The sequence below is a fragment of the Nocardia pseudovaccinii genome, from assembly GCF_050942345.1.
GTDB classification, from domain to species: Bacteria; Actinomycetota; Actinomycetes; order Mycobacteriales; family Mycobacteriaceae; genus Nocardia; species Nocardia pseudovaccinii.
Genome location: NZ_CP192074.1, coordinates 4,470,620 through 4,494,254, shown reverse-complemented (window position 1 = coordinate 4,494,254; position 23,635 = coordinate 4,470,620). Strand labels below are relative to the sequence as shown.

General features: G+C 65.3%; 23 protein-coding genes. 8 read left to right on the top strand and 15 right to left on the bottom strand.

Annotation, left to right across the window (positions count from 1 at the left end; genetic code table 11):
- Positions 1 to 12 precede the first annotated feature (12 nt).
- Genes ACQPZ2_RS20065 through ACQPZ2_RS20035 form a run of 7 tightly spaced genes read right to left on the bottom strand, consistent with a single transcriptional unit; the run spans position 13 to position 6,702 of the window.
- Positions 13 to 1,128, bottom strand: coding sequence for an MCE family protein (locus ACQPZ2_RS20065; protein WP_433526943.1), 1,116 nt, complete (start codon positions 1,126 to 1,128; stop codon positions 13 to 15).
- On the bottom strand, positions 1,125 to 2,177 hold the full coding sequence (locus ACQPZ2_RS20060) for an MCE family protein (protein WP_433526942.1): 1,053 nt from the start codon (positions 2,175 to 2,177) through the stop codon (positions 1,125 to 1,127). Before ACQPZ2_RS20060 ends, ACQPZ2_RS20065 begins: the two co-directional genes overlap by 4 nt.
- Positions 2,178 to 2,184: 7 nt before the next feature.
- A complete protein-coding gene (locus tag ACQPZ2_RS20055; RefSeq protein WP_433526941.1) occupies positions 2,185 to 3,222 on the bottom strand; it encodes an MCE family protein in 1,038 nt (345 codons plus the stop codon).
- Entirely contained in the window at positions 3,219 to 4,526 is a 1,308-nt protein-coding gene (locus ACQPZ2_RS20050) for an MlaD family protein (protein ID WP_433526940.1), read from the bottom strand. Before ACQPZ2_RS20050 ends, ACQPZ2_RS20055 begins: the two co-directional genes overlap by 4 nt.
- Positions 4,527 to 4,529: 3 nt before the next feature.
- On the bottom strand, positions 4,530 to 5,384 hold the full coding sequence (locus ACQPZ2_RS20045; RefSeq protein WP_433527473.1) for an ABC transporter permease: 855 nt from the start codon (positions 5,382 to 5,384) through the stop codon (positions 4,530 to 4,532).
- A complete protein-coding gene (locus tag ACQPZ2_RS20040; RefSeq protein ID WP_433526939.1) occupies positions 5,384 to 6,241 on the bottom strand; it encodes an MlaE family ABC transporter permease in 858 nt (285 codons plus the stop codon). The genes ACQPZ2_RS20045 and ACQPZ2_RS20040 overlap by 1 nt, the downstream gene beginning before the upstream one ends.
- Before the next feature lie 26 nt (positions 6,242 to 6,267).
- Positions 6,268 to 6,702 carry a nuclear transport factor 2 family protein gene (locus ACQPZ2_RS20035; RefSeq protein ID WP_433526938.1) on the bottom strand — a complete coding sequence of 145 codons (435 nt, stop codon included), beginning with the start codon at positions 6,700 to 6,702 and terminating at the stop codon, positions 6,268 to 6,270.
- A 116-nt stretch (positions 6,703 to 6,818) separates the two neighbouring features.
- Here ACQPZ2_RS20035 and ACQPZ2_RS20030 point away from each other — a divergent pair, with 116 nt between their 5' ends.
- Positions 6,819 to 7,685, top strand: coding sequence for a helix-turn-helix domain-containing protein (locus tag ACQPZ2_RS20030; RefSeq protein WP_433526937.1), 867 nt, complete (start codon positions 6,819 to 6,821; stop codon positions 7,683 to 7,685).
- Between the two features lie 16 nt (positions 7,686 to 7,701).
- Here the strand turns inward: ACQPZ2_RS20030 and ACQPZ2_RS20025 are convergent, their stop codons facing one another.
- Complete coding sequence (locus tag ACQPZ2_RS20025; protein WP_433526936.1) at positions 7,702 to 8,250, bottom strand: nuclear transport factor 2 family protein; 549 nt, start codon at positions 8,248 to 8,250, stop codon at positions 7,702 to 7,704.
- Entirely contained in the window at positions 8,247 to 8,660 is a 414-nt protein-coding gene (locus ACQPZ2_RS20020; protein WP_433526935.1) for a nuclear transport factor 2 family protein, read from the bottom strand. The genes ACQPZ2_RS20025 and ACQPZ2_RS20020 overlap by 4 nt, the downstream gene beginning before the upstream one ends.
- 367 nt (positions 8,661 to 9,027) lie before the next feature.
- On the opposite strand from ACQPZ2_RS20020, the gene ACQPZ2_RS20015 reads away from it, so the two are divergent.
- The 4 genes from ACQPZ2_RS20015 to ACQPZ2_RS20000 all read left to right on the top strand — a co-directional run bounded on the left by ACQPZ2_RS20015 (position 9,028) and on the right by ACQPZ2_RS20000 (position 12,360).
- Entirely contained in the window at positions 9,028 to 9,537 is a 510-nt protein-coding gene (locus tag ACQPZ2_RS20015; protein ID WP_433526934.1) for a nuclear transport factor 2 family protein, read from the top strand.
- Positions 9,504 to 10,631, top strand: a complete 1,128-nt coding sequence (locus tag ACQPZ2_RS20010; protein WP_433526933.1) for an NAD(P)H-dependent amine dehydrogenase family protein — start codon at positions 9,504 to 9,506, stop codon at positions 10,629 to 10,631. The genes ACQPZ2_RS20015 and ACQPZ2_RS20010 overlap by 34 nt, the downstream gene beginning before the upstream one ends.
- Before the next feature lie 326 nt (positions 10,632 to 10,957).
- Entirely contained in the window at positions 10,958 to 11,368 is a 411-nt protein-coding gene (locus ACQPZ2_RS20005; protein ID WP_433526932.1) for a nuclear transport factor 2 family protein, read from the top strand.
- 92 nt (positions 11,369 to 11,460) lie between these two features.
- Positions 11,461 to 12,360 carry a glycoside hydrolase gene (locus ACQPZ2_RS20000; protein WP_433526931.1) on the top strand — a complete coding sequence of 300 codons (900 nt, stop codon included), beginning with the start codon at positions 11,461 to 11,463 and terminating at the stop codon, positions 12,358 to 12,360.
- A gap of 27 nt (positions 12,361 to 12,387) precedes the next feature.
- On the opposite strand, the gene ACQPZ2_RS19995 is transcribed toward ACQPZ2_RS20000, so the two are convergent.
- Genes ACQPZ2_RS19995 through ACQPZ2_RS19980 form a run of 4 tightly spaced genes read right to left on the bottom strand, consistent with a single transcriptional unit; the run spans position 12,388 to position 16,466 of the window.
- Positions 12,388 to 13,182: an MBL fold metallo-hydrolase gene (locus tag ACQPZ2_RS19995; protein WP_433526930.1), complete on the bottom strand. Its 795-nt coding sequence runs from the start codon at positions 13,180 to 13,182 to the stop codon at positions 12,388 to 12,390.
- Positions 13,179 to 14,768 (bottom strand): zinc-binding dehydrogenase, encoded by a 1,590-nt coding sequence (locus tag ACQPZ2_RS19990; protein WP_433526929.1) that lies wholly within the window; start codon positions 14,766 to 14,768, stop codon positions 13,179 to 13,181. Before ACQPZ2_RS19990 ends, ACQPZ2_RS19995 begins: the two co-directional genes overlap by 4 nt.
- Before the next feature lie 20 nt (positions 14,769 to 14,788).
- Complete coding sequence (locus tag ACQPZ2_RS19985) at positions 14,789 to 15,349, bottom strand: ester cyclase (RefSeq protein WP_433526928.1); 561 nt, start codon at positions 15,347 to 15,349, stop codon at positions 14,789 to 14,791.
- 16 nt (positions 15,350 to 15,365) lie between these two features.
- Entirely contained in the window at positions 15,366 to 16,466 is a 1,101-nt protein-coding gene (locus ACQPZ2_RS19980; RefSeq protein ID WP_433526927.1) for a hypothetical protein, read from the bottom strand.
- Between the two features lie 84 nt (positions 16,467 to 16,550).
- Between ACQPZ2_RS19980 and ACQPZ2_RS19975 the strand changes: the two genes are divergently transcribed.
- The 3 genes from ACQPZ2_RS19975 (at position 16,551) to ACQPZ2_RS19965 (ending at position 21,882) form a co-directional block, all read left to right on the top strand.
- Entirely contained in the window at positions 16,551 to 17,249 is a 699-nt protein-coding gene (locus tag ACQPZ2_RS19975; RefSeq protein ID WP_433526926.1) for a TetR/AcrR family transcriptional regulator, read from the top strand.
- 115 nt (positions 17,250 to 17,364) lie between these two features.
- Positions 17,365 to 20,778 (top strand): protein kinase domain-containing protein, encoded by a 3,414-nt coding sequence (locus ACQPZ2_RS19970; protein WP_433526925.1) that lies wholly within the window; start codon positions 17,365 to 17,367, stop codon positions 20,776 to 20,778.
- Between the two features lie 255 nt (positions 20,779 to 21,033).
- Complete coding sequence (locus ACQPZ2_RS19965; protein WP_433526924.1) at positions 21,034 to 21,882, top strand: alpha/beta fold hydrolase; 849 nt, start codon at positions 21,034 to 21,036, stop codon at positions 21,880 to 21,882.
- 316 nt (positions 21,883 to 22,198) lie between these two features.
- Here ACQPZ2_RS19965 and ACQPZ2_RS19960 read toward each other — a convergent pair whose 3' ends face one another.
- Positions 22,199 to 23,107, bottom strand: coding sequence for an alpha/beta fold hydrolase (locus ACQPZ2_RS19960; protein WP_433526923.1), 909 nt, complete (start codon positions 23,105 to 23,107; stop codon positions 22,199 to 22,201).
- Positions 23,107 to 23,535 (bottom strand): hypothetical protein, encoded by a 429-nt coding sequence (locus tag ACQPZ2_RS19955; protein WP_433526922.1) that lies wholly within the window; start codon positions 23,533 to 23,535, stop codon positions 23,107 to 23,109. The genes ACQPZ2_RS19960 and ACQPZ2_RS19955 overlap by 1 nt, the downstream gene beginning before the upstream one ends.
- Between the last annotated feature and the right edge of the window lie 100 nt (positions 23,536 to 23,635).

Here is a 23,635-nt window from a genome sequence, read left to right as displayed (position 1 = left end):
GAGTCATCTCTGCTATTTCGGCGGTGCGCCCGCCATGACCGCGAGCATCTGGCCGATACCGAAGTCGGGACCCATATCGCGCGCGGTTCCGGTCGCACAGCCGAGCTCCTTCAGCCCCAACAGGTTGCAAACCGTCTTCAGCATCTGGCCGTCGAGGAAGAACTTGTTCAAATCGATCGTGGCGCGCAGTGCGCCGACATTCTGGTCGATCGCGTTGTACGCGTTGTCCGTCACCAGCGGAAAGACGTCGAGAAATTCGGCCAGGTTATCGTTGTAGTCGGCCATGGATTTGGTGATCGTGTTCGAATTCGAAGCCAGCGCCCGCAGATTGCCTTGGTTGCGCTGCAACAGATCGGTCATCGCGATAATGATCTGATTGAGTTTCGCCCCGGTGTCCCCGGCTCCGAGGTGCTGATCGGCGAGGATATCGCTGAGCGTCCGCACACCGGAACCGAACTCGCGCAATGCCTGATCGTTGCGGGACGCGGCCGCGGTCAAGGCATCGAGATTCTGGACGACCGAGGTCACCGCGGCACGGGTCGCGGCCCCGTTGTCCGGACCGAGCTGCATTGCGCGCGACAGTTCGCTCATCGCGTCGCGCAGATTGTTCCCATTGCCTGCCACGATCTGCGAGCCGACGTCGAGCAGACCGCCCACCGGTCCCTGGCCTTTACCGTCGCCACTCAGAGAGGTGGACAGCTTGTCGGCCATCGCCAGCAGGCTGTCGAATTCCACCGGGGTCCTGGTGCGATCGGTGGTCAGGACAGCGTGGTCGGGCAGCGCCGGACCGTCGCGATATACCGGCGTGAGTTCTACATGCCGGTCGGTCAGCACCGAGTCCGACACGACTACCGCCTGGGCGTCGGCCGGAACCTTGACCCATTTGTCGATATCCATGGTGACCTCGACGTGCGTCGCCCGCGCCTGGATGTCGACGACTTTCCCGACCCGCATACCGAGCACCGAGACGGCATTGCCGGTGTACAAGCCGTTCGCATTCGCGAACTGCGCGGTAATCGTGATCGCGGTATCGGTCAGTCCGCCGATCGGGCCACTGGAACATCCGGCGACCACGGCGCCGAAAAGCGCGACGGCCGCCAGCTTCGCTCCTCGGATCACGCTATTCATTTGCAGTCCTGGAAATACGGTTGCTGGTTCACTTGTTTCGCGTATCCACTCAGTGCGCACATGAAGGAATCGATGAAGGCGCCGTCGGGCGCGTTGGCCGCCAGTTCCTGACCGGACCCCGAGGCGTTCGCGAACAACCGCCACGGCACCGGCAGGATCTGCAGGATGTTGCGCAACAGGTCGTCGTGGCCAGCGATCATTGCCGTCATCTGCGTCAGATCGGTGATCAGTTGCTGGATTTCGGGACCGTCGTCGACCGCGATGGGCTTCAGCTGTTGGACCAGCGTGGTGGCGGCCTTCAGCAATCCTTCGATAGCCTGCCGCCGAGAAATGATCTCCTCCAGCACATTTCGGCCCTGACCGACCATCGCCGCCAGTTCGGTCTGCTGTCCGTGCAGCACCTCCAGTACCTGATCGGTACTGTTCAGCAGCGAGCCGATCTGGGTGCGCCGATCGGCGATCACCGAGGACAGCGACCTGATGTTGCCGAGAACTGCGGGCATCAAGGCAGGCGTACCGCGCAGTTGCTCGGTCAAGGCATTCATCGTCTGCGCGACCCGATCGGCATCGATGCCGCTGAAGGTCGTGGTGGCGTTCTGCAGCGCGGTTTGCAGGTCGTAGGGCACCTCGGTACGAGACAGTGCGATCGAATTGCCGCTCAGGTGCCCCGACCCGGCGGGACGGAGTTCGACATAGCGCGACCCGAGCAGCGTCGTCAGTTTGATGGCGGCCCCGGTATCGGATCCCAGCGGCAAGCCGCGGCGCAGCTTCATGGTCACCACCACGCGGTCCCCGGCCAGCCGCGTCCCGGTCACGGTGCCGACCTGGATACCGGCGAGGGTCACCGCATCGCCGGAGCCCAGACCTGCGGCCTGCGCGAAATCGGCCCGATAGGTCTGCTCACCGAGGTGCAGCGAATTCACGAATACCGTCACCCCAACGACCACCGCGACAACGGTGACCGCGACCAGGCCGATCCCCAGTTTGCTGCGGTCCTCGAGCGGGCGGCCGCGCATCCGCCGCCACACAGTTTTCAGTCGTCGTATCATCGCTGCCTCACCTGCAGATCGCCGAGTTCTCGGCCTTGCCGCCGGGGGTGCTCGCACCGAGAATCGCCGCGAGCAGCGGATCGAATCCGGGCAGCATGCTCACCCGCACATCACAGGCGTAGGCATCCACATATGCGCCGTTGTCGGTAACGCGGGCCATTCCCTTCAGCAGGAACGGCAAATTGAAACCCAGCTCGGCGAACTTCTGCTTGTTGTCCATGAAGTGCTGGGCGAATCCTGGTTGCCGATCGACGAACGCATTGATCGAGGGACTGGCACCTTGCACCACTGTCGCGGCGCGGCCCAGCACACCGGAGATCGAATCGACCTGCTCGAACAGCACATCACGCTGCTGCGCCAGCGCATCGAAGATGCTGCGCGTCTGCTGCAGCACCGTCTTCAGATTGCCGCTCTGCTTCGACATGTCGGTCAGTACCGCACCGAGATTGTCGATCACCTGGCCCAGAATCTGGTCGGGTCCCGCGAATGCCTGTGCGAGCGAGGCGGTTTCGGCGATCAAAGTGGTGATCGCGCCATCGTCGCCCTGCAGTGCCCGGACCACCGCGGCACTGATGTTGTCGACCTGTTGCGGATCGAGCACGCTGAACAGCGGCTCGAATCCGTTGAGCAGCTTCGAGATATCGAACGACGGCTCGGTGTGCTCGACCGGGATCTGCCCGCCCGGCGGCAAGACCTTCGGATCACCGAATTCACGCAGCGACAGTCCGACATACCGCTGCCCGATGAGATTCTGATAGGTGACCGACGCTGCTGTGTTGCCGTACAGCACCTGGCCGCGCTGGACCTCGAAGGTCACCCGCGCGCGGGTGCCGTCGAGTTCGACGGCTTTTACTCGGCCGACTCGCACCCCGGCCATGCGCACGTCGTCGCGCGCATGCAGTCCCGATACGTCGGTGAAGATCGCGGAGTACGTGTCGGTCTGCCCGCTGACGTTGCGTGACAGCGTCACATACATCGTCCAGGTCAGCGCGATCGAGACCACCAGGAACAGGATCAGGCCGAGCAATGGTTTGCGGTAGCTCATCGAGGCTCTCCCGTCGGGGCATCCGGTGCCGGGGTGAGCTGCACGTCGTTGCCCCGGAGCAGTGGGCCGAACAGGATGTCGGCTGCGGTGTTGGGCTCGCTGCCGAGAATCGACGCGATCTGCTGCTGCTCCTGCCCGCTACCGATCGGACCCACATTTCCCCCGATCGGAGACGAATAACTCGTCGGCGCAGCCGCATTCGGCCCGATGATGGTGGGCCCGCCGATCGCGGCCGTACGGCAACTCGGCCCCTCGAGATCGCCGTAGCGCGGGCAGTCGGCGCGTGTGTACTGCCGATGCGGCGTCAGCTCGAGGATGACCTTGGCCGTGACATTCTGATCCGCGGTGTCCCACAGCCCGAGGAACGTCCGGGCCAGCCGGGTCTGCGAGGTGGTCATCTGGACGAAATTGCGACTCCCCACCGCGATGGTGCCGACGACCGGGGACAGCTTCGCGGTCATGTCGGTGATCGTGTCCGTGTTGTTCTCCAATGCGGCGCCGATCGTTGCGGAGGTGCTCAGACCACCCGTCAGCAACGTCGCCAGCTGGTCTTTGCGCTCTGCCACCGCACGCATCGGACCCACCGCGTTGTGGACGGCGCTCATCAGGTCGGGCGCCGAGTTCCGAAGTCCGGCAAGCGCATCCGACAGCGCGCCGAGTGTCGAAGCGGTCCCGTCCGGAGCCATCGCCGCATTGAATGCCTCCGAGATCCGGGTCAGTTCGGCTCCGGCCCGAATCGCCTCGGCGCCACGGCCGCTGGTGGCGCGTTCGACGACGGCCAGGACCCCGAACGCCGGATCCGATTCCGAACGCCCTGCGGCGGCGGCGATTCGGCTCAGCGCGGTCAAGGATGTCTGCAGCCGGACCGTATCCAGGCTCTGGTCCTCAGGAATGCGCGCGCCCGCGGCAAGCGGTGCGCTCGCGCCCTGGTAGACCAATTGGACCGACGGCACCGCGAATACGTTGCTCGGCACGACACGTGCGGTCACGGTTGCCGGAATCCCTTGCACATACTCGGGTTTCAGATCGATCCGCACATTGTTCGGACCGCCATCGCTCGACGGCGTCACGCTGTCGACCTGACCGACCAGAACGCCCTGATACTTCACATCCGATTTCGCCGGTAGGCCGTCGCCCACATTGACCAGCACCGCTGTGACGCGAACGGTCTGCCGGAATACGCCTTGCGATCTCGCGATCATCAGGACCGCGGCGGCCGCGAGGACGAGGAGCAAGGCGATCCCCCGCAGGAGCAGCTGCCAGTCGGGCAGCACCTTGCCGTCGGATTCGAATGCAATAGACATCTGCTACCCACTGATTCTCGCGCCGGCGTCGAAGCCCCACAGGGCCATCGTCATCAGCAGATTCACGAAGATCATCGCGGTGATACTCGCGCGCATGGCACGACCCGCTGCCACTCCGACGCCTTGAGGTCCGCCCGAGGCGTAGAAGCCGAAATAACACTGGATCGTCGTGGTGAGGACGACGAACACGAGCGCCTTCGACAGGGAATAGACAATGTCGGTGCCGCCGAGCACCAGGCGGAAATAGTGTTCGTAGGTACCCGGCGACTGTCCGCCGGACAAACCGACAACGATTTCGACCGACAGGTAGCTGACCGCCAGACAGGCCAGATACAGCGGAACCATCGCCACGATCGAGGCCAGCATCCGCGTGGTGACCAGGTACGGGATGGGGCGAATCGCGATCGCGTCAAGTGCGTCGATCTCCTCGGCGATGCGCATGGACCCCAACTGTGCGGTGAAGCGGCACCCCGCCTGCGCGCAGAAGGCGATCGAGGCCATGATCGGCGCCAACTCACGGGTCGCCGCTGTCGAGGCGATCATCCCGGTGGCCGGGCCCATCCCCAGCAGTTTCAGCGCGCTGAAGCCCTCCACGCCGACGATGGCTCCCGCCGCGGCGCCGAGTACGAGAATGACCTGCCCGGTTCCGCCGCCGACGACAACCGAGCCGTTCCCCCACGTCACATTCGACAGAATTCTGAGGAACTCCGCGCGATAGTGCCGCAGTACCACCGGAATTCCGCCGAGCACACGGACGAAGAAGGTGGCCATATACCCGAGCCGCATGACCGGAACCGACACCGCGGTCCCGGCGACAAGGACGGGCCGGATACCTGGCGGGTAGTAGCGCGACGCCATCACAGTGACGTCCTCGGGAACAGCAGCGTGTACAACTCGGTGAACCCGGCATTCACCAGCATCAGCAGCACGATGGAGGCGACCACGGCGGCATTGACAGAGTTCGCGACCCCGCCGGGACCGCCCTTGGTGCTCAACCCTTTCTGACACGAGACAACCGTGACGATCACCGCGAAAACTACGGCCTTGAACATCGCCAGGTAGAGATCGCCGACCCGAGCGAAGGAGGAGAACGTGGCCAGAAAGCTGCCCGGGGTACCACCCTGGACATAGACGTTGAACAGATAGCCCGCCACGAATCCGACAAAGCAGCTCAGACCGGTCAGCCCCAGGGCCACTACGACTCCCGCGGCCAACCGCGGCACCACCAGCATCCGCAGCGGCGAAACACCCATGACCTCCATCGCATCGATCTCCTCGCGGATCGTTCGCGCACCGAGATCCGAGCAAATGGCCGACCCCACGGCCGCGGCCAGCAGGATCGCCGTGACCATCGGCGCGGCCTGCCGGATCACCGCCAAACCACCGGCAGCCCCGGCCAACGAGGTCGCGCCGACCTGACCGGCCAGCAGACCGAACTGGATCGACATCGTCGCGCTGATCGGGATCGCCACCGCGATGGTCGGCACGTACGCGGTCTTGGCCATGAACACCGCTTGCCGCACGAATTCTCCGAACGGAAACCGGCCGCGCGCGATATCGACGAACAGGTACTGAATGGCCCGGACACCCAGGACGACCTGCCCGCCGACGGTCTCCAGGGACGCACCGGGATGACGGCGCAGATATCCACCCGCCCACAGCTTGATCTCACCGACCGAGGACCGCTGTCCGATCTCGTTCGAAGTCACCGGCATCGTTGCCCGCGCCATCATGTGTGCCTCTATCCGTCTGTACTGCTGGACTGTTCGGTGATCAGGCGAGTCAAGGTGAGCGAGGCGAGTTTCCAGTCACCGCTACGACGCACCCAGCGTTCGTGGTAGTGCCCGTATCCGGTCAGCGCCGACCCGTCGGCCCACACGACACGGTCCTGCATGGCCCAGATGACGTGGGCCTCGTCGCCGTCGACATCGATCAGCGGCGTGTGGACCTGGTGGGCGGTGCGAGCGCCGGTAAGCGCGGTACGGATCATCGCGACGGCGTTGTCTCGCCCGGTGATGATGGGGACACCGCTGTTGCTGTGGCTGACGTCCAGTTCGATGTCCGGGGTCATCAAGTCGGTGAGGGCTGCCCAGTCCTGGGTGTCGACGGCCAGGCAATAACGCGCTTTTGCCTGCGTCAGTTCGTGGACGGTGATGAGAATGTCCGGTGTGGCCATGGTGTTTCCCTCGGTTTGCTTCGCGAGTCACCCTCAGGTAGCGTTATCGAATAGTCGATAGTCTCTATCAGATATTCGATGTGTTGACCGTAGGGCAGAGCGTGAAGGGAGTCAAGATGCGTGGTGCGATATCGGCACCGACCGCGCGTGTCGTCGATGTCGTGGAGTTACTCGCGCGTCGCGACAACGTGCGTCTCCGATACAGCGACATCGCGCGCGAGTTGGACATGACCCTGGCCACCACGCATGCGATCTTGAAGACCCTGTGTGATCGCGGGTGGGTCACCCGCGATCCGGCTGGGAAGGCCTACGCGCTCGGACCCGGGCTCGCCGTCGTGGCAGCGGCGGTGAACACGCGCCCGTTCGTCGAGGCCGCGCGGGCGGCCGCGGTCGAGCTTACGGCCGAATTCGGTTATGCCGCATCGGTAACCGAGAGGGTCGCAGACTCGTTGGTGATCACCGCGTTCGAGGGCGGCGAGCGACCATGGCCGGGTGATCGCATCCCCTACGCGCCGCCGTTCGGTGCGGTGTTCGCGGCCTGGGACACCGCCGAGGACCGCCGCGCCTGGATCCAGCGGGCCGCGTCCACGAATACCGCGATAGCCGAGCGCTTGAACGAGGCGCTGAACCGGATTCGCGGCCGCGGATTCGATGTGGACTACACCTCACCCGCTATCGGCCAAGCCGCGAGCCTCATCGGCACGCTCGACACCGGCACGATCGCCCTTCCGTCGAATATTCAGGAGACCCTCGACCAGTTACGCGTGGAATTCACCACGCTCGGATTTCCGGACGTCACTTCCGCCCAGCCCCACCCGGTATCCGCCATCACCGCACCAGTGCTCGACCCGCAAGGACATGCGGCACTGCTGCTCTCGGTCCACCCCCTCGGCGAACTCCCGCCGCAACAGACCGAGACCATCGGCCAGCACCTGATCCGGATAACGACCGCGATCACCGGCGTCGCCCGGGACGAGACCTGACCGGGCGACGCGGTCCTCACATGCCGAACAGCTTTTCCTCCGCGAGCGGGTCGAGGTAGACCCGAGTGAGTTCGGAGCTTTTGATGCGCCAGCGGTCACCGTCGAGTGCGTAGGTTTCGTGGTAATGCCCGAATCCGATGACTCGGATGTTGCCGGGAAAGATCAACAGATCCTGCAGCGCCCACACCCCGGTCGCGATACTCGGTGACTGCACCTCGATTTCGGGCATATGCCCCTGATGGACGGTACGGGCAGCGCCGATGGTCAGCTTCAGATAGGCGATGAAGGCGTCCGCGCCGGTCGTGACGATTCCGGCCGAGCCGGTCGTGTCGATCACGACGTCGGGCGTTACCTGTTGCTCGAGCAGATCCCAGTCCTTGGTATCCACCGCCCGGAAATAGCGCGCCTTGACTTGTTTGATCGCGTAGACAGCCGCGACCGCCGCCGCGGGATCCGGCGGCGTCTCGTCGCCCGGGGCCGCAGATACACGTCCCGACACCGCTGCAGCCAGGCCGAAGGCGGCCGCCCCGGTCCCGATCATGAAGGTTCGCCGCGTGTGTGTCATGACGGATCCGCCTGCAGGCGAGTCGATTTCATGCCCGTGATCACCCACCGGCCGTTACGAATGCCATAGGTGTCGTGATCGTGGCCGAACGACAGCAAGCGTTTGCCGTCCGGCTCGACCAGCAGCACCTGCACCGCCCACGTTCCGGCCGCCGCACCCGCGGCGGTGATCTCGATTTCGGGCATGTGCCCGTGATGGACCGTCACCGCGTCGCCGTAATCACGTTGCAGCGCAGCCACATAATTCGACGCGCCCGTGACACGGGTACCACCCAGCGCTGTCGTCTCCACATCGATGTCGTCGGCGAGGACGGAGCCGACTGCCGCCCAGTCCTTGGTGTCGAGGCCGCGGCAATAACGCGCCTTGAGCGATTCGATCGCGTTGATCGCCTGCAATGTATCCGGATCCACCGCTGTTCCCACTCTTCCTGTTGTCGACGATCGCGACTGCGGCACCGTCGTGAAGAAATTCCAGCGGCAGAGCATGCAACGATCTCTATCGACTATTCGATATATTGCATCGAATAGTTGACAGGACCTTAGGCTGGCCGATGAAAACGCGTCAAGCCCAAGGGCTCGCCACTCCCACCCGGGACGGCGACTCACGGCCGAGGAAACCCTCAGCGCCACCCCCGCTTGACGCACATTCACCACCAGCCTAAGATTTTGTCATCTATTCGATAATTTTCATCGACTATTCGATAGTATGCGTGGCCTCCCGCTGGAATTCCTTCACGACGACACGGCAGGTCGCGATGGTCGACAACCAGGAAGGCGAGTGGAAACCGCGGTGGATCCGCAGACATTGCAGGCGATCAACGTGATCGAATCGCTCAAAGCGCGTTATTTCCGCACTCTCGACACCAAGGATTGGTCCGCGTTCGGCACCGCCCTCGCCGACGACGTCGATGTGGATGCGACAGCGCTGGGTGGTGACCGTGTCCGGGGAGCGTCGAACCACGTTGCGGCGCTGCAAACCGATTACGGCGACCGGGTAACAGTCCATCACGGACACATGCCGGAAATCGAGGTGCACACACCCGCCGCCGCGACCGGAGTGTGGGCGCTGCAGGATCTCCTGATCTGGCCCGACAACATCCGAGGCGGCGGATTCGGCCACTACCACGAGACCTACACACTCGACGGTGACCGATGGCGCATCAGCAGCACCACACTCACTCGGCTCTACCTCGACCCGACCGCGGCGCAGAGACTGTTTCGGAGTAGCCAACGATATCGGTGGAGCATCGGCCGATGGGCTGCATCCTTCCGTCGGCGTCGGCCATGACACCGGCCGCCAGCCACCGAGACGAAACGAATCCCTTGCCGCACACCACAATCGAGCAAACGGCGCGGCGGTACCGGGTGGTCCAGTGGGCCACCGGGAATGTCGGCCGATCTGCTCTGCGCGCCCTCATCGGCCATCCGACCCTCACGCTGGTCGGGGTCCACACCCACAGTCCGGACAAAGTCGGCACCGATGCGGGCCGCCTGTGCCAATTGCCGACGGACACCGGGATAGCCGCCACCGGCGATATCGACGAAATCATCGAGTTGGGTGCCGACTGCGTGGTGTACACACCGCGCGTCTTCGACATCGACACCGTCTGCCGACTGCTGGCCACCGGCGCGAATATCGTGACCACCCACGGCATGTTCCATCATCCGGCCAGCATGGATCATGCCCTGTACGCACGCGTGGAGGCGGCATGCTGGTCCGGTGGAGCCTCGATCCACAGCACCGGTCACAGTCCCGGCTTCATCACCGAAACCATGCCCATCGCCCTCGGCTCGATCCAACGACGCCTGGACCGCATGCTGATCGACGAATACACCGACCTCACCCACTCCGAAACACCATGGACGCTGCTCGGCATGGGCTTCGGCACGAGCCGAGCGACATTCGAGCCGCACCGCCTGACCCAGGCCCGCCGCGCAATCGGCCCATCACTGCGCTCGGCCGCGGATGCTTTCGGCCCGCCACTCGACGCGATCGAGGTCCGCGGCGAACTCGCCACCGCGAACCGGGACGTCCAGGTCGGCGCCGCCGTGTTTCGCAAGGGAACCGTTGTCGCACAACGGATTACAGTCTCAGGGACACGCTGCGGCCAACCGCTGCTGCAGTTCCGCTCGACCCGCTACTGCAGCGCCGACATCAGCACCGACTGGTCACTACGCCCGACCGGATGGCATATCTCGGTCGAGGGTGACACGCCCCTCGAGGTCGACCTGCGGCCCGGGGAAGCGTCGGTCCAGGCGAATGCGGCATCACCGGCCTACGCCGCCAACCGCGCCGTCAACACCATCGCCCACCTCTGTGCGGCGGCACCGGGCATCCGCACCGCCATCGACCTGCCACCCATTGCCGCGGCACTGTGGTGAGGAGCTGCGGTCCAGGCTGGTCAGGCCCTGATCGCTCAGCGATGCCAGCGCAGTGGAGATCTTGCTGTGGCGATATCGCCGCGTCGAGTCGGACATGTCGACAGGTTCCCGGGATGCGGCACGACCCCACCGTACGGGAGACTCGACGCTCATTCCTCGAATGGCCGCAGCCGAGACACGCTGCGGCTCAACACATCCCGCCGTCCCGCTGATCGCAGGGCCATGCGCGGGCGTGATCCACGACATCTCCATTTCATTGGCGCAACCAATGAAAAATTGTATAGTTGGCATTGCCAATGTTGGCACTACCAATGAAAGAGGAAGTCATGCCCACGGATACTCTGATCGCCGACCGTATCGAAATCGCCGACCTGTTCACCCGCTTCGCACGCCTGCTCGACGAGGTGCGGTACGAGGACGTCGACACCGTCTTCACCGAGGATGTGGAGGTCCACTCGCCGCGAATCCAGGTCCGCGGCATCGACAAGGTCGCCGACTTCCTGCGGCAGTCTCAGGTCGAGGGCGAACTCACTCAGCACACGACCACCGATCTGCTGGTGCAGGTCGACGGCGACCGGGCGGCGGCCTCGGCGAACTCGCTCGTGTACTACTACCGCGACGGCCAACCGCCCCACCAGACCGGCGGCCTGCGACTGGCCGGCACCGCGGTGCGGACGTCGGCAGGCTGGCGACTCCGCGAGGCGCGCATCATGCTCGCCTGGATGCGCAAGGATTGATCTCAAAGGGCTGACAGGTCTTGCCTTTAGGCCCACCGATACCACTCGGCGTGTCGACAAATATTCAGACGACTGAACGGCACAATCAGCGCATGCTGCTCAGCCGAAGATCGTTGCTGACGTTGGCCGCGGCGCTGCCAGCCGCCGGGCACGCCGCGGCGGCGCAGCGACCGCGTTCGGTGCCGCGGTACACCATGACCGCATTCACCAATGACAGCGAAACCGATCTGTACGTCTACGAATCCGACGATGCGATCACCTTCCGGCAACTGTCCGGGCCCGCCTACCGGCCACCGACAGGCCTGCTGCGCGATCCCAGCGTCTTTCGCAATATCGATGGCTACTACTACCTCACCTACACCACCGGCTGGGAAGGGCGAACCATCGGTTTCGCCTACAGCGCGGACCGGCTGAACTGGAGTCATCTCTACGACATCACGGTGCCGCTACCGGGCGTGACATCGACCTGGGCACCGGAGTGGTTCATCGACACGGACCGAAGCATCAATGTCATCGTGTCGCTCTCCGACGGCTATCGGTTCACACCGCACCTGATCACCGCGGACTCGAAACTGCGCTCATGGAGTGTGCCGAGACCGATGATCGGACTGGCCCAGCCCGACAACACCTCCTACGGCTATATCGACACCACCGTGGTCCGCGCCGACCGGCGCTACTACGCGTTCACCAAGAACGAATCCACCAAATACATCGAACTCGCCGTCGCCGACCGCCTGCCCGGCCCGTACACCTTTGTGGCGACCGACGATTGGGCCGGTTGGGGCGCTCCCGTCGAAGGACAATGTGTCATCGCACTCCCCGACGGTGGCTGGCGCATCTACTTCGACGCCTACACCGACCACCAATACTTCTACAGCGACTGCTACGACGACTTCCGAACGTGGACAACACCTCTCGAACTTCCCGAGATATCAGGCACGGTCCGCCATTTCACGGTCTACCCGGAGTTCATCGAACAGCCCGATAGTTGATCTCCACCCAGCGCCGGGAAAGCCGTGTCACGCACGCCCGGTGGCACGGTCGAGCAGATGCGGGTCGTGCGCGTTGACGAGCAGAAGGTCCGGCTCGGCGGTCGCCCACAACTGAGCCAGCCGTTGATGATTGGCCCGGACCTGCTTCCAGTCGTGGGCAATGACGCGTTCCATCGCGGTGATCGCTTTGGGTGCGGTACCGGTCCCGTCGAGCTGGCCGTGGTGATAGAAGGAATCTCCGACGTGCAGGATCCACCGGTCACCGGCATCGACTGCGACGGCGGCGTGACCACGGCTGTGGCCGGGCAGATTGATCAGCACGATCCCGGCCCCGATATCGGTGAGCTCCTCGGCTCCCGGAAACCCGCGCCACGACTCGCCCGCCGACGGTTCGTGTTCGACGAGCACCGGACGGTGGGCACGCTGCGCCGCGCGGTAACGCTGCCGTTCGATCAAGGTCCGTGGATGCTGGGCCGCGAACGCTTCGGCGCCGGTGAGATGCACTCGAGCCCACGGGAAGTCGGCGAGACCGCCGGTGTGGTCGGCGTCGAAGTGGGTGAGCACGATGTGCCGGACATCGGCTGGGTCGTAGCCGAGCCGCCGGACCTGGTTGATGGCGGCTTCGTGCGGGTCGAAGACCGGCCGGACGTAGCAGCGGGCGGGACCGAAGCGCTCGCCAGGCGCCTCGGCATCGCGTAGGCCCAGGCCCGAATCGATCAGTACCAGACCACTATCGGTCTCGACGAGCAGGACGTGGCAGACCAACCCACCGGGTGTGGCGGGTGGTCGCATCGTGCCGCAGTTGAGGTGGTGGACTTTCATCCGAGTGCCGCTTTCATCTCTTCCATCGCCGCGGGGTCGCCGCTGAGCAGAGCGGGATCGATGACCTGAATCGGGTTGGTGCCGTCCCAGTTCGCCGCGGCGAGCTCGATGAGGTCGAAGACGAACTTCTTGCTGCCGCCGAGATCGGAGATCTCGATGACGGTGCCGGGGTGATGTTCGGTCTCGAGGTAGGCGAAACGTCCTGTCGGGCCGCCGATCTCGCCTTCCTGGCCGACGGTGAACCCGGCGGCGAGCGCGCGGTCGTAGAGGTCCTGGTAGTTCTCACTCCAGTAGGCGACGTGCTGCAGGCCTTCGTTGCCCGCGTCGAGGAAGTCCTTGTACATCGACGGTTCGTCGTCGACCGGCTGGATGAGCTCGATCTGGATCGTGCCGCTGTTGGCGACCGCGACATTCATCGCCATGGCCGACGGCCGACCCCGATAGGTGAAATTCCCCGGCTGGATGCCTTCGAGGTAGAACCAGGGGCCGATGCCGCAGTCGACGAATCCCCGCATCGATGCCTCGATGTCGCGCACCACATAGCCGAGCTGTCGAATGGTGCCGAACATGTTCGCCTTCGGCGTGGGTGCGGGTACTGGGCCGGTGTGCGCATCGGCGAAGGACAACACGATCTTGCCGACCGCGGCATTCTCGCGGAGCCGCTGCGCCGCCTGGTCCGCCTGATCGGGCGAGTAGACACCATCGAGACGTGGCGTGACCTTACCGGCGGCGACGGCGGGCAGTGCCCGAGGTGTCAGAGCGGCGACGACGTCGGCCAGCTCGGATCTGGTGCGGATGCTGAAGGTGGTCCCCAGCAGCCGCTGGCGGCGGAATGCGATGGTGTCGAGATCGAGGCTGGTCGCGGCACCCGCGAGTCGTCCGATGCTGACGATCGTGCCTCCGACGGCGGTGGCGGCGGGCAGGTCCGCGAACAATTCACCGCCGACATGATCGAGGGTGATGTCGACGCCGTCGCCGTTCGTCGCGGCCGAAACCGCGGCGCTCAAGTGCTCGGCGGAAGTGTCGACGGTGACGTCGGCGCCGGCCGCGGTGAGTGCGGACCGCTTGTTCTCGCTAGTGGTGGTGGCGATGACGGTGCTCGCCCCCAGCGCCTTGGCCAGTTGGATGCCGATCAGACCGATCGCGCTGGTGCCGCCGACGATCAAGACGCTCTTGCCTTCGGTGAAGCCGGCTTGGCTGACCAGCGCGTCGTGTTCGGTGATCAGCCCGACCGGCAGAGTTGCCGCCGCCTCGAAGCTCAGCTTCTCCGGGATCGGCACGACCAGTCGCGGATCGCACAGCGCGTAGTCGGCGAAGGCACCGATGGTGATGCCCATGACGCGCGTGCCCGCCGGTAGATGCGGTGCCAGCGGACTGGAGATTTCCACGACTCCGGCGACTTCCATGCCCGCGGTGTACTCGCCTGCCTGCTGGGAGTTGGCGGTGTAGGTGCCGTCGAGGGCGTAGAGGTCGGCCCGGTTGAGACCGGCGGCCATGACTTGGATGCGGATCGCACCGAGCTGACTCGGCGCGTCGATGTCGCGGAGCTGCCAGTTCGGGCCGACGCCGCCGATGAGTGCGCGCATGCGCGAGATTCCTTTCATAATCAAGCCGAGAGGTCGGCCGGTGCGGTGTCGACGAGCAGCCGATTCGGATTGCTCGACACGGCGAGCAATCCGCGCAGTGCGCGCAAGACCAGCGGCCACTTACGTGGGTCGCGCAGGTTCACGCCGCTGATGAGCTGTTTGAGCATCGATAGCGTGTCGAAGTAGATCCGCTCGATGATCAGGTTCTCGTTGTCGTCGAATACGAAGTACGCCGTCATCCGGGTGCGATGCCGGGAGCCGGTGGGCGGAATGCCGCCGAGCGGCCCCAAATGTGTTCCGAGTAGCCAGAATTCGACAATGACGGCGTCGGCGCTGTGCCGCAGCGCGATGATCTCGTGGTCCTGATCGGGAAACGCGACGCGGGTGTCGTGGTAGTAGTCGCGGACCTCGGAGTCACCGTCGTGGACGGTGAGCGTGGGAATGATCTCGTAATGCGGATGCGGGAACGTGGCCAGCACGTCGTCCCAGTCCTGGCGCACCTCGTCGTGGAAGTGATCGAGGACGAGTTTCTCGCGGGCGCGCAGCACCTCGACGGGTGGCACCGCAAAGCGGTCGGTCATGAAAACTCCTGCGGGATCAGTGATGTGTGATGCGGCCGTGGGTGAACGTCGGCGCTGTTCCAGGGTTCGTCCATGCGCCGGTCAACTCGCTGGACGGGAAGAACTGGAGAAAACGCGAGTCGGTCTGGCTGCGATCGGCCAGCGTCTTCTCGAACACGACCGAGTTGTATTGATCGGCGGTGGTTTCGATGGTGTTGGCATTGAGCACGATCTCCTGCCCCCACTCCCCCGCCCAGCGCGCCACTCCGGGCAGCCGCGAGTGCTCCGGCGTGAGGCATTCGGCGGCGATCACGTTCTCGCTGCTCACCCAGATGCCGGTCGAGGTATTCAGCACCAGGCTCTGGTTGCCGAAGACATGGCCCGGTGTCTTCACGACCGCGACACCCGGGCCGAGAATCACCGAGCCGTCTATGGGCAGGAAAGCATCCGGTGCGACATGGCGGTATGTGTCGGGCTGGTACCAGGGCTTTTGCAGCGGGTGCAGGTCTGCCATCGCGGCCAGTTCGTCCCGCTGCACGATCACCTTGGCGTTGGGGAACACCGGTTTCGGCTGCATGCCGAGGTCGGTCTGATGCACCGTCGTGCCGATCCAGCGGCGCAGGTCCTGGGTGTGCAGGTGGTCGAACATCAGGTAGTCGACCTCGGCCGGGTCGACGCCGAGCCTCGACAGGTGGTCGGTGACGGTGCCGTGCTCGATCACCATCCGCCGCGCCACGATGTCCGGAGTGCGGCGGGCGAGCTTGTCGAAATACGGTGTGTAGCGCCCGAGTTCGACGTCACTGGGCTCGAACAGCAGCACCCGCGGCGTCCCGTCGCTCTCGCGCCAGCGGATCACCAGCATCCGGTTCGTGATCGCGAGGAACGGGGCCAGCGCACGGGATGCGCGGAACAGGCCGAACCGCGTCGGGTAGGGCAGCGTGACGAGGTCGCACGTCACCACGCTGTCGGGCACACCGGTGCTCGCGAACTCAGCACGGAAGACCTCGGCCTGACTCCGCGCAGCGGTCAGCCGCGCACCCGGCCCACCGTCGATCTTCGACAGGTCGGCCAGGCACTCCACACGCGAGCCGATGCTCGCCAGGTCCAGCGCGTCACCTTGTCGCCATGGCAGTTGCATATACACCTCGAGTCATTAATCCCACGGCGTGGGAATAATTCGTAGATTAAACCCACGGCGTGGAAATATGCAAGAGTGGGGGGCATGCAGGCCACGACCGACGCAGCATCGACCCAGCCGCCTCGCCGCGGACGGCCACCGAAAGCGCAGGCGCAGCTGTCGCGCGCGGCGATACGAGACGCCGCACTCGCGGTGATCGACGCCGAGGGCATCGCCGCGGTGAGCATGCGATCCGTCAGCCGCACGCTCGGCGTGGACGCCAAAAGCCTCTATCACCACGTCGACGGCAAAGACGACCTGCTCGACACCGTCGCCGAACACCTCCTCGAGCAACTCCGGATGCCGGAGTCGACGGACTCGATCGAAGCCGACCTGCGTGCGCTGGCATACGAATTCCGGCGCGTCACTCTTGCGCACCCGGAAGCGGCAACCCTGGTACTGACGCGTCAGCTCTCATCGTTGGCCGGACTCGCCCCGATCGAAGCCGCCCTCACCGTGCTCCGCCGAACCGGACGAACCCCCGAAGAAGCAGTCCACCTACTTCGCACCCTCCTGGCCACCCTGGTCGGAACACTGCTCCGCGAAGTCTCCGCCGGACCGACATTCGGCACCAGCGACGCCGACGGAATCGCCGAACGCGAACACGCGCTAGCAGCATCCGGGCTGCCACAGGTCACCCTGGCCGCACCCCACTTGGCGCGCTTCGACCGCGATCGCGAGTTCGAATACGCAGTCGATCTCATCGTCCAGGTCATCACTTCGCACCGCGGCGCCGTCGACTGACACCGTCGATGTCGACCTTGGCGAACGCCCGCTTACCGCCCGTCCGCAACGGCGCTATCGTTGATGCACAGGTCGGGGTGGATACTCCGGCTCGGAGGTGCCGGGCGAATATTCGATGGACGAGCTCGACGAGGCCGCGACACAGCGAGACCTCCCCAGCGGAATCGCGGCGGAACTAGCGGCGGCCGGATTCGGCGACGCAACCGAAATCGGCCACGGCGGCTTCGGCGTGGTGTATTGCTGCTACGAATACGCACTCGAACGCCACGTCGCGGTCAAATTGCTCAGGTCCGAGGTCAGTGGCGACGAGCGCGAGCAATTCCTCCGGGAACAGCGTGCATTAGGGCGGCTGTTCGGACACCCCGACATCCTCCAGGTGTTGCAGGTCGACATCACCGCCACCGGCCGCCCCTATATCGTCATGCCGTTCTACGCCTGCGGCTCACTGGAGACCGTGCTGCGGGATTCGGGACCGCTGCGCTGGCCGGAGGTGCTTTCGATCGGCGTCAAGATGGCCGCAGCGCTGGCGGCCGCCCATGCGATCGGCATCGTGCATCGCGACGTGAAGCCCGGCAATATTCTGCTCACCGATTACGGTGAACCCCAGCTCGCCGACTTCGGCATCGCACAATTCGGCGACGGCACCACCTCATCCCTGCGCACCGTCCAGGGCACGCCCGCGTTCACCGCACCCGAGGTGCTCGGCGGGGCGACGCCCAACCCGATCTCGGATATCTACGGCCTGGGCGCTACCTTGCACTGCCTGCTGGCCGGGCGAGCCGCATTCGCACGTCGCACCGGTGAACTACTGGAAGTGCAACTTGCCCGGATCGCCACCGCCGCCGCACCCACTCTGCGCGATCAGCACATCCCCACTGCGGTGTGCGCGGCTATCGAGGCAGCCATGGCGGCGAAGCCGGCCGACCGGCCGACGTCGGCGATCGAGTTCGGGGAAATGCTGCGGCGGGTCCAACATGAGACCGGCCAGGCGGTGGATGCTCTGGCACTGCCCCCCACGGCCATCGAATCCGGTTCGGCCACAGCGGTTCCCGCGGCCTCGCATACCCCGGATGTGGCGACACCGCCCCCGCCGCCCAGCACGGCAACGAAATTCCGTCCACCTGCCGCACCCCATACGATGATCGCGCGCACGCGACTGCTTGCGCTATTGCGTGGCGGCGGCGACCGGCGCCTGACGCTGATCCACGGACCGGCCGGATTCGGCAAGACCACCCTGGCTCTGCAATGGGCCACAGCGCTGGCGGCCGAGGACGTCCCGGTGGCATGGCTGACAGCCGACCCTGACGACGACAATATTGCCTGGTTCCTCTCCCACCTGGTCGAGGCCATCCGCCGCATCGCTCCAGAGCTGGCGCGTGAACTCGGCACGCTACTGGATGAACGATCTTCCGACACTGCAAGATACGTGCTGTCCGCGCTGATCGACGAAATCCACTCGGGTGGACAGGCCATGGTGCTCGTGATCGATGACTGGCACCGGGTGCACGGCGAAACCACATGTGCCGCACTGGATTACCTGCTCGAGCACGGCTGCCATCACCTGCGGCTGGTCATCGCCAGCCGGACCCGGGCGTGTCTGCCGCTGAGTCGCATGCTGGTGCGCGACGAACTGGTCGAAATCGACGTCGCGGAACTGCGTTTCGATCCTCACGAAACGGGTGCTTTCCTGGTCGACTCCGCTGGGCTGTCGTTGTCCACCGACGATGTGCACCGCCTGCAGGAAACGACCGAAGGCTGGCCTGCCGCACTGCAATTGGCTTCGCTGTCGTTACGCGGCCACGATCATCCCGCCGCATTCATCGACAAGCTGACCGGCCGCCACCGGGCACTTGCCGACTACCTCGCCGAGAACGTGCTCGACTCACTCGAGCCGCCGCTACTGGAATTCCTGCTGGCCACGGCGATCACGGAGCGAGTGTGCGCCGATCTCGCGGTCCGGCTGACGGACCGATCCGACAGCCAGGAACTACTCGAAGAGATCGCCGACCGAAATCTGTTCCTACGCCGACTCGACGAAGAGGGCGAGTGGTTCCAATACCACCACCTGTTCGCCGATTATCTGCGACGTCGACTTGTCCGCCGTGATCCGGCACGCCTGACACAACTGCACCGCCGTGCGGCCGAATGGTGCGATGAACACGAGATCGTCACCGCCGCAGTCGATCACGCACTGGCCGCCGACGATCCGGACTACGCCGCGGATCTGGTCGAACGGCGGGCAATGGACCTCATCGAAGGCTCCCGTATGGCGACGTTCCTCGGCTTGCTCAGAAAGCTGCCGCAACGCTTGGCGGAGTCGCGACCGAGGCTACAGATCTGCCGAGCCTGGGCCAACGTCGGACTGCAGCGCTCTGAACAGGTTCGGCTGGCGCTGGAGCAAGTCGACGCCGCACTGGCCGCCGGTGCGGCAACCGGTACCGAGGCCACCAAACTGCGGATCGAGGCGGAAACGATCACGGGCGCGGCACAATTCGTCACCGACCGATTCGATGGTCTGCCAGACCTCCTGGCTCGGCATCTCGAGGACGCCGACACCCCGTTCACCGCCACGAACGCGGCGAATCTCGCGTCCATCGATGCACTCAACCGTTTCGACTTCACCGGGGCCCGTCGCTGGCAGCAATGGGCAGCCCCATACCACCGTCGCAGCAAGGGTGCGTTCGGGGTGATGTACGGCAGGTGCGTCGCCGGTCTCGCAGCACTCGAACAGCTCGACATCGCCGCCGCCGAAGAGCATTTCGATGCCGCCATCACCCGCACGCGTCGCGGCCGCTCGCAAACCTACGGTTCACGGATGTCCGGCGCCCTACTCGGCTCCATACGCTACGAGCAGAACCGCCTCGACGAAGCCGAGCAACTACTCGATTCGAGCGCTGATCTCGGCCGCCACGGCGGCGCGGTGTGGTTCCTGCTCGCCAGTTTCGGCACCGGCGCACGCATCAAAGCAATACGCGGCGACCTCGCCGCGGCCGAACAACGCCTGACCGAGGGTGCGGCAATCGCCGAGAACGAGTCACTGCCGCGCTTGGCCGCTCGCATGGTGAACGAACGCATCCGGCTCGGTCTGCCGATTCCGCCCGAGACCCGCGAAGCACTGCGTCGGCTGCCGCCATACCGCAAGCAAGACACAACGATTCACGCTGGCATCGCCGAATTGGAACAAGACTCCGCGATCCGGCTGCTGCTTGCCGACCACTTGGCTGATCAAGCCTGCGACCGCGCCGACCAGATGGTGCGCGAGATCGAAACTCAGCATCGCCCAAGAGCATTCGTCCAAGCGCAACTGTTGCGCGCGGCCTGCCTGTGGGCCGCCGGACGCCGCCGGAACGCCGAGGAGGCCGCGCTGCCCGCGTTGGTGCTGTGCGCTGAACGAGGCCTCGTCCGAACCGTTGCCGATGCCGCACCTCCCATTTCGGAGATCCTGACCGAACTGGAACACGACGACGCACCACCGATGGTGCTGGAACTGCTTCAAGCCGCCGCGAACTCGTCGGCCTCGAGCCGATGAGCCTAGATCACAGCGCCCTGCGGACGTCCGGCCGAGTGCCGGATATCGCCCGCGAGGTCGGTGACCCGACTCGAACAATCAACTGGGCCACGTGGCGAGAAGTTGAAGGCAGCCAACGCTGAATCTTCACGTAGGTCACCGGTCCGGTAGCGGACTACGTCGCGGGCAGCGTCAGGTGACGGATGTGTTGCCGGTACCCGGCGGCCGACAGTGGGGTTGTACATCTCGCATTCACTTGCTCGGAGGACGAATCCCATGGTCGACAACGGACGCGACCGCATGCGGCGGCGCGTAGCGCGGTCCGTGACGGCACTTGCCGCCGGTATTGCCGGTGGCGGTCTCGCCGTCGCGTGCACCGCGAGCACCACCCATGCCGGTCCAACCGAGGACGCGCCGAAACCGACCATCATTCTGGAACACGGCGCCTTCGCCGACGGATCCAGCTGGAACGATGTGATCGAAAGACTGCGCAAGGACGGCTATCCCGTGGTCGCCGCCGCCAACCCGCTGCGCGGACCCACCGGCGATGCCAGCACGCTGCGCAGCCTCATCGGCCGTGTCGACGGTCCCGTCGTGCTCGTCGGGCATTCCTACGGCGGATCCGTCATCAGCGCGGCAGGTGCCGGGAACGACAAGGTCGAGGCGCTCGTGTATGTGGCCGCATTCCTGCCCGCACCCGGTGAGACCGCACTCGAACTGACCAACCGGTACCCCGGCTCCACCTTGCCCAGCACCCTGAATCCGGTGCCGTACACCACCTTCGACGGCACGACCGGTACCGACCTCTACATCCAGCAGGACAAGTTCCGCGACCAGTTCGCCGCCGACGTTCCAGCCGAGCGCGCGGCCCTCATGGCGGCCGGTCAGCGGCCCATCGCGCAGGCCGCGCTCGAAGAAAAGGCCACCGCGGCCGCCTGGAACGAGAAACCCAGCTGGGATGTCATCACCACCCAGGATCTGAACATCCCCGTCGAAGCACAGCGATTCATGGCCGACCGCGCGCATGCGCACGTCACCGAAGTCGCCGCATCGCATTCCGTGGCCGTCTCCCACCCCGACGTGGTCGCCGAGGTGATCGAACAGGCCGCCGCGGCCACCCGCTGACCCGAAACGCCAACCGCCACATCGCGGTCACCGGACCGCTCGATGCCCGACGGCACAGCGGGACCGCCGATCTCGTCGCCGTCCCGCAGGTGGTGTTCACCGATCCGGAGATCGCGGCACGAATGTGCCCCACCGCCCGGGAGGCCGGTGGGGCACATTGCTTGGGAACGCTAGCTCGCGAGATCCCACATGTCAGGCCCCCACCCCTGCAGCAGCGCTGTCTCGGCCCATATCCACAGTGCCACGGGCCCCATGAAAACTATTGCTGGTCCGAATTTTTCGGTCCCTCGATCCATGCGACGGCGAAGCATGCCGATCACCCCTCGCGCCCGGTGACGAATTCCCGGACGGCGTCGGCGAAGCGTTCGGGTTCCTCCAGATGCCCCAGGTGCCCACTGCGTTCCAGAACCAGCAGTCGCGAATCGGGGATCAGTTCATGCAGTTCCCGTGCCCAGCGCGGTCCGCAGATGACATCGAGGCGGCCCACGATGACCAATGCCGGTACGGTCGCGTTCGGCAAATCGTCGCGGTCGTCGACGAGGTCCGGAGACAGATCCGCGTCGAGACCCGAAATGTAGGTCGCCCGAAGCGCTTCCCGCACAGGAGCCCACCGCCGCTCGTCGCCCCAGTAGTCGGCGATATAGGACGGCAGCACCCCGCGTGCCATGGCGAGGGTCTGCTCATCGCTCGAAATGTCCTGCATCGCGGTGAATGCCGCGAGTACATCGGCCAGTTCGGGCCGGTCGGCATGTGCGGCGGCGAACTCCTGGATCCGGCGCATCGCCTCGGCACCGTGCTCCGGGCCGGTGACCGGAGCGCCCTCGTACAAGATGACGCCCGCGACCCCGGCCGGGCGGTGCAGCGCGTGGTAGGCGACCACGAACGCCCCGTGTGAGTGGCCCAGCAGATATACCTCGGGAACGCCGAGGTGCTCGATCAGCCGTTGCAGCGCGCGGCTGTGGCGTTCCCGGGTGTAGCCGTGCGGATGCGTCGGCAGGCGGCCGGATTCGCCGGTGCCGATCGCCTCGACGTACACCATGGTCAGGTGCTGCTCCAGCGCGGGCATGCGCAGGTACTCCCAGTGGATCCCGGGCCCGCCGGGATGGGCGAGGCAGACGGGTCCGCTGCCGTACACGTGATAGCGCTGGGCGAGGCCGTCGGAATCGAAGGTGTGGACGCCGGGTGCCAGCCGTGCGGTGTCCGGAGTCGCGTGTGGTGCGGACATCACGCGGCCCGCAGCGGGCCGCTGAAGGATTTGCGCAGCGAGGACGGGCCGACCAGCGGCAGCAGCGCCGCCAGGATCTTGCCCTTCAGCGCCCGCGGGGTCCGGGTCAGTTCGACATCGACACGGGTGCCGTCCGGTTCTGGCGTGGCGCGGAAGACCCATCCGCCGCCCACACCGAATAATTTGGAGTCCAGCGTGGTGATGGTGACCGTGTCGCCGATGGGGTCCCATTCGTAGCGGGCGCGCTCCCAGGCGGCGGCGGTGCCTTCGGTGACCTCGGCCCAGGTGTCGCCGCGATCGTGGACGACGAAGTGGTCGGCGTCGATGGTCGGCCAGACCTCGGGACGGCTGGACCCGAAGTCGGTGAGCACGCGCACGACCTCGGCGGGAGACAGGGTGGACAGGAGATGAAAGCGGACCGTAGCCATGGAACAACCCTCGCCGCCATGGACCGGGTGCCGAATCTGTCAGATGACGCTGACGTTGACGTATTCCCCGCTTCGGTAGGGTCGCGGCGGGGCCCGGATG